The 5,991-nt window shown below is 55.6% G+C and carries 6 protein-coding genes; 4 read left to right on the forward strand and 2 right to left on the reverse strand.

Annotated features, from left to right (window positions below):
• Positions 1-155 precede the first annotated feature (155 nt).
• Positions 156-899 carry a peroxide stress protein YaaA gene (gene yaaA, locus LPA02S_RS10375; protein ID WP_054648872.1) on the forward strand — a complete coding sequence of 248 codons (744 nt, stop codon included), beginning with the start codon at positions 156-158 and terminating at the stop codon, positions 897-899.
• Here the strand turns inward: yaaA and LPA02S_RS10380 are convergent, their stop codons facing one another.
• Both LPA02S_RS10380 and LPA02S_RS10385 read right to left on the reverse strand, forming a co-directional pair.
• A complete protein-coding gene (locus LPA02S_RS10380) occupies positions 900-1,685 on the reverse strand; it encodes a tyrosine-protein phosphatase (protein ID WP_056957007.1) in 786 nt (261 codons plus the stop codon).
• A 93-nt stretch (positions 1,686-1,778) separates the two neighbouring features.
• A complete protein-coding gene (locus tag LPA02S_RS10385) occupies positions 1,779-3,317 on the reverse strand; it encodes a multicopper oxidase family protein (RefSeq protein WP_056957006.1) in 1,539 nt (512 codons plus the stop codon).
• 294 nt (positions 3,318-3,611) lie between these two features.
• Between LPA02S_RS10385 and LPA02S_RS10390 the strand changes: the two genes are divergently transcribed.
• From LPA02S_RS10390 to LPA02S_RS10400, 3 genes are all read left to right on the forward strand, one after another.
• On the forward strand, positions 3,612-3,875 hold the full coding sequence (locus LPA02S_RS10390) for a hypothetical protein (protein ID WP_054648877.1): 264 nt from the start codon (positions 3,612-3,614) through the stop codon (positions 3,873-3,875).
• A 39-nt stretch (positions 3,876-3,914) separates the two neighbouring features.
• Entirely contained in the window at positions 3,915-4,604 is a 690-nt protein-coding gene (locus LPA02S_RS10395; RefSeq protein ID WP_054648879.1) for a 5'-methylthioadenosine/adenosylhomocysteine nucleosidase, read from the forward strand.
• Positions 4,605-4,706: 102 nt separating this feature from the next.
• Positions 4,707-5,870: a cysteine desulfurase family protein gene (locus LPA02S_RS10400; RefSeq protein ID WP_054648881.1), complete on the forward strand. Its 1,164-nt coding sequence runs from the start codon at positions 4,707-4,709 to the stop codon at positions 5,868-5,870.
• The last annotated feature ends 121 nt before the right edge of the window (positions 5,871-5,991 follow it).

Consider the following 5,991-nt stretch of genomic DNA (forward strand, 5'->3'; position numbering starts at 1 on the left):
ACCAGCCGCTCAACCGGAGCCACCGCGCCAGTACAACCAGCCACTAGCAGCGGTCACCAAGTAGTAGCACCCCACAGCACCCCCGCCGGCCAGAACCGCCACCGGGTGGTACAATAAAGCGACAGAAAGATATGACACTGGAAGAGAGGCAGCCTATGCAGTTTATCATCGCGCCGGCCAAGCAGATGCGCACGGATACGGATAGTTTCGACACATTGGGGTGGCCCCAGTACATCGACGAAGCCGCTACTTTGCTAACGCAGTTGCGGTCGCTAACGTACGCGCAGGCGAAGAAGCTGTGGGTAGCCAGCGATAAGGTCGCCCGCCCCAACTATGACTGGCTCCAGCACGTGAATCTGCGTGAACACGTTACACCAGCCGTAATGGCTTACGTTGGTATTCAGTACCAAAATATGGCGCCCGATCTGCTGGACCACGCTGGTCTGGCGTACTTACAGAAACATTTGCGGATCTTGTCTGGCTTCTATGGCGTGCTGCGTCCCTTTGATGCTATCGTGCCGTACCGTCTCGAAATGGGTAGTCGCATGCAGGTAGGTACGGACCGGAACTTGTACGCATTCTGGGGGCGCAAAGTTTATGGCGCACTCGACTGGCAATGCCCCGTTATTAATTTGGCCTCGCAGGAATACGTGCGCGCGGTTACCCCATACCTAGAGGGTCCTGACCAATTAATTGACGTTGTTTTTGGTCACCTAGTTGATGGGCACGTAAAAACGCGCGCCACCTATGCAAAGATGGCGCGCGGATCCATGATTCGTTTTGCTGCGGAACGTAATGTGGGTACAGTTGCTGAGTTGACGGAGTTTGACGATCCGCACTACGCCTTTGCACCCGATTATTCTACGGATCGCCGGCTCGTGTTCTTGCGCCGGGACTAATCACTTTTCCAGATAGAGGCGCACAAAATCCTGAATATCGTGAGCAGACAGCCGCAGTTCTTGCCGAGCATATTTCTGCCAGCCACCCAACTCATCATTAACAAACTGTGCTACGGAGTCAAAGGTGGTACCGCTCGCCGTCTCCGCGTTCATCTCGTTGACCACAGCGGACCCGCCGTGGAGTAGCCGCTCGTTAACGCTCGCACTACTCATACCCTCAGGATTAGCGAGCACCAAGTTGGTGAGTTGGTAGTCAGCACGCATCACGCGCTCTGGCACCCCCAATATGCCCTCAATCATCATCGCGCCAATCCCGGTACGGTCCTTGCCCGCTGCACAGTGGAAAACCAGGGCGTGGTCCGGCGCCGTGTTAGCCAACATGAGCGCGAACATCTGCCGGTAGGCGGCCAAAGCGTGATGGTCAACCAACATTTCTAGGTAGGCATCCGCGAGGTCCCAGTTGCGGTGTTGCGGGTGGGGCCGCCGCCGAATTTTATCCCAGAAGCTGGGTTGGCCAGATAGCGGGTAGACTGAAAGGTGATGGTAGTCCGTGCCGGGCAACAACTTATCGGGGGACATGGCTACCTCCGTGTCGCTCCGTAAATCGACCACCGTGTTTACGCCATAGTCCGCCAAGGCTTGCTCACCATCGGCATCGAGGTAGCTCAATGTGCCTGACCGGAGAATTTTGTGCCACGCTAACGTCCGGCCCGAACTGGTGGGATACCCACCGAGTTCGCGTAGATTGATGGCGTTAGGAATTGATAGTACTCGCTCATTAGTCATCGGGTGCACCTTCTTTGCAGTAGTTACAATGAGTTAGCAGACAAAGACGCTCACGCTACCCAGGGCGACGTGAGCGTCTTTGTGTAGGCGTGCCTACATGTGCATGCCCATCTTCTTGTATGACTCCATGCCGCCCAGCCACAGGTCATCCATGGAAACGCCACGTTCTTCAGCAAAAGCCTTCATCAACGTGTGGTGATCCATCAGGTGGTACTGAACGTCGGGGTGCTTGGGGTCGACCACTTTGATCTGCGCCATCATCCCACCGTCCTCGTGCTCAATAATGTGGCAGTGGTACATGAAGACGCCGGGCACGTTAAACAGTACCTTGATCCGCACGTGTTCGTGTGGGTTAATGCTGACGGTATCCTTCAGGCCAGTTTCGTTGGGGTACGGTGCATGCCCGTTGCGGCTAATAACCTGGAAGGCCGTCCCGTGCATATGGTAGGGGTGGATCATCCCGCCTACCATGGTGTTGGTGCTGGTAATATCCCAAATTTGGGCCTGGCCCATCGGCATTTCGTAATCGATACGTTGCATATCGAACTTTTTGCCGTCAATCATGACTTCTTCATCCATACCGGAGAGGACCACGTTCTTGACCGGCAATTCCGGGTCAACTTTGTATTCAGGCACGTCGAATAGGTGTTCCGGAATGGTGGTAGTGTCGGGGGCAAAGTCGCGAATGCGGAACGTCACAATTGGGACGTCATCCGAGTAGAGCGTCACCTCGTCGCCCGGCTGGTACTGACCAAAGTCGACCACGATTTCCTGCCGTTCCGCACAGGTAATCATGAGGTGCGTGAACGGTACCGGGGTCGGCAGTAGGCTATTATCGCCCGCAATTTGGGTGAACTGCAGGTCGTCACTAAAGTGCAACCGCCACTCCCGACGGTTGGAACCGTTCAGGATGCGGAGACGCACCTTCTGCGTGGTCACGTCAAAGTAGGGGTTGATGGTGCCATTAATCATTGCCGTTGGCCCCTGGACGCCATCGGGATCGTAGTCGGCGCGGTAGTCCCACTGGTTGTCCTCGTGAAAACGCCGGTCCTGAAGAATCAACGGAATGTCGTCAACACCATAGTTACGTGGTAGCGGCAAAGATTCCTCGTGTTCGTCCTGCACGATGGCCATCGCCGCGAGACCGTGCCAAACTTGCTCGGCCGTGGATGGACAAGGGTGCGCGTGGAGCCAGTCCGTTGATGCGGGCTGGTTGATTGTGAACGTGACGTCACGACTTTCACCAGGGTAAACCGGAGCATGGCACCCGCCGTCTTCAATTGGCCCGGGAATATCCAGCCCGTGCCAGTGGAACGTGGTCACTTCGGGTAGGTGGTTCACTAGGTGTAGGTGAATGGTTTGACCATCCCGGTAAACAAAGGTCTGGCCCAACAGTGGGGCGTTGTAGCCCCACGTTTTGGTCTTGGCTCCAGGTAATAGCTGGACTTCACCGGTTTGAGCGGTGATTGTATAGTAAACATCTTTGCCGTCAACGCGATCGGGTGTGGCAATGGCGGGAATGGCTAGTGGTTGCGGTGGCGTGGAGGGTTTTTCCAGCGGTATGTAACCACCATCATGGGTATTGTAGGCTGCTTCATCAAACAAATAATCGGTAATTACTGGTTGTGTCATTACGAGAACCTCCCTTTGATTTGCACCCTGATGATAACATAGTTCGGCAATTTATTCAGCGGCAAAATGCCCGTTTATGGGCAATGAATGCGCTTTGTTGGGTATAAATATTATGCCCAAAGTGGTCACTAAGATGTGCCGCCAGCATGTTGATTGTGTGGGCGGCTGTACCGGTAAGGCTAACCCGTTTTAATTGCCTGCATAACTTTGCCTTAAAGATTGGGCGGGAGATTTTGGCAAAGGCTCCACAAACGTGTATTATTATTACCAGTTATAGGAACAGGAGGACCACCAATGGAGCCACAAACGCGTAAGGAAGCTCGGGAAGCTCGTGAGCAAGCCGCTGAGGCTGCTCGCGAACGGGACCGCCAGCGCGTCGCCGTTGAACGCGATTATGCGCGGGAGCAGGAAGCAAGTCGCGCTGAAGCCAAGGGCAAGCAGCGGATTGACCAGGAAGCGTACCACAAGGTCTCCGCACTGAAGGCCAAATTGAACTGGGCCATTGGGATTGTGGTGGTGATGCTCATCATCGTGGCGTTGGTGCTGTTTTTCGTTTAGTTAGGGTAGTAATATCGTCGTCAAGGAGGACGTCTCGTAATGAAAATTGGTGTTATCTGTGCAATGGAAGAAGAAATCCGTGAACTGTTGGCGGTACTCGAAGACCAACAGGAAGAAGTGGTCGCCAGTCAACACTACTTCCACGGTCATATTAGTGGCCAAGAAGTCACCCTGGTGGAATCCGGGATTGGCAAAGTGCAGGCCGGCATGGTTGCGGCCGTACTATTGGACCACTACCAGCCGGATGTACTGATTAACACTGGTAGCGCAGGTGGTATTGGTACTGGACTAAAAGTGGGCGACGTGGTGGTCAGCACGGGTGTGGCTTATCACGACGTTGACTCCACGGCGTTCGGTTATAAACCGGGTCAATTGCCACAACAACCGCAGATTTTCACTGCCGACGCCGACTTTGTGGCTAAAATTGCTGCGGCAGCCGAAGCAACGGATCTGACTACGCACACTGGACTCATCGTTTCTGGTGACCAGTTTATTAGTAGTACACCAGCAATCGAACGGATTAAGGGTATTTTTCCACAAGCTTTGGCTAGTGAAATGGAAGGGGCTGCTATCGGCCAGGTAGCGAGCCAGTTCCACACGCCATTTGTGGTCATCCGCGCGATGAGCGACGTGGGCGACGAAAATGCCAGCGTCAGTTTCGACGAATTCATTGTCGAAGCGGGCAAGCGTAGTGCGTCCATGCTGTTGGCGTTCCTTGCGGCGCTTTAATGTAGATTATTAACTAGATTTACTGCTGGCCACGGACCCAAATTGGGTTGGTGGCTTTTATTAGCTATGGCGGGGGAGCCCGCCAGGAAAAGGGGCACAGAAATGAAGCACGTATACTTGGACAATGCGGCCACCACACCAATGCATCCGGACGTGGTGGCGGCCATGACGGAACAAATGAACGCAGATTTTGGGAACGCCAGCTCGACCCACTACTATGGGCGGCAGGCGCACTCCGCGCTGGACAAAGCTCGCCAGACGGTGGCCGATGCGCTGCACACGGATGCCGCTAACGTGGTGTTTACGGGTGGGGCGACCGAGAGTAACAATACTGCCATTATCAGGACGGCGTACGCACGGCGCGATCAGGGAATGCACATTATCACGAGTGCAATTGAGCACTTGTCGGTATTGAACCCGTTGCGGCGGTTGGAAAGTGAGGGCTTTCGGGTCACGTACTTGCCGGTCGATGAAAATGGTGAAATTAGCGTGAGCGACTTTGATGCGGCCCTTGATGACGAGACCACGTTGGTAACCCTGATGTGGGGTAACAACGAGGTTGGCAGCCGGATGCCGATTGACAAAGTGGGGGCGCGCTTGCGCAACCATCAGGCGTGGTTCCACGTGGACGCGACACAGGCGTTCGGGTTGGAGGACATCAATCCGGCCGCGCTGGGGATCAACATGCTGTCGGCGTCGGCCCACAAGCTGAATGGTCCGAAGGGTGTGGGCTTGTTGTACCGGGATGACCAGGTGCACATTCAGCCGTTTTTGTTGGGCGGTGAGCAGGAGACTAAGCGTCGCGCTGGTACGGAAAATATTCCGGGCATTGTCGGCTTTGCGGCCGCGGTGCAGCGACTGGATAAGCACGCTAAGGCGGAGCTAGAGGACCGGTACGTGGGCTTTACGCGGCAAATTACTTCCGCGTTGACGGATGCAGGGGTAGAGTTCCACGTGAACGGTAACCTTGAACATGAGCGGTTGCCACACGTGCTGAATTTGTGGCTGCCGGGAGTGTCCACGTACGCGCTGCAGACCAACCTAGATTTGGCCGGCTTTGCGGTTTCGGGTGGCTCGGCATGTACGGCGGGCAGTCTGGAGCCGTCACACGTCCTGACGGCGATGTTCGGTGAGGATTCGCCGCGCATCGCGGAGTCTATTCGCATATCGTACGGCACGGTGACGACGGCGGAGGACATCGACGCGTTTGCGGCCGCCCTCATTAAAGCCGTCCAACGCCTACGTGCCCGGGCAGCGGCGAAGTAGCGGGTGGCGGCAGCGTAGGTTGGACCGGTGAACTGCGGCTTACGTGCCCTACGCCGTAGGTTGCTACGCTAGTGGAGGCCGGCAGCGTTGATCGGACCGGTGAGCTGCGGCTTACGTGGGG

This window comes from Lacticaseibacillus pantheris DSM 15945 = JCM 12539 = NBRC 106106 (assembly GCF_001591865.1).
Classification (GTDB): domain Bacteria; phylum Bacillota; class Bacilli; order Lactobacillales; family Lactobacillaceae; genus Lacticaseibacillus; species Lacticaseibacillus pantheris.

Excerpts from the sequence above, each read along its gene's own strand:
- yaaA (WP_054648872.1), top strand. The coding sequence starts at position 156 with ATGCAGTTTATCATCGCGCCGGCCAAGCAGATGCGCACGGATACGGAT.
- LPA02S_RS10380 (WP_056957007.1), bottom strand. The coding sequence starts at position 1,685 with ATGACTAATGAGCGAGTACTATCAATTCCTAACGCCATCAATCTACGC.
- LPA02S_RS10385 (WP_056957006.1), bottom strand. The coding sequence starts at position 3,317 with ATGACACAACCAGTAATTACCGATTATTTGTTTGATGAAGCAGCCTAC.
- LPA02S_RS10390 (WP_054648877.1), top strand. The coding sequence starts at position 3,612 with ATGGAGCCACAAACGCGTAAGGAAGCTCGGGAAGCTCGTGAGCAAGCC.
- LPA02S_RS10395 (WP_054648879.1), top strand. The coding sequence starts at position 3,915 with ATGAAAATTGGTGTTATCTGTGCAATGGAAGAAGAAATCCGTGAACTG.
- LPA02S_RS10400 (WP_054648881.1), top strand. The coding sequence starts at position 4,707 with ATGAAGCACGTATACTTGGACAATGCGGCCACCACACCAATGCATCCG.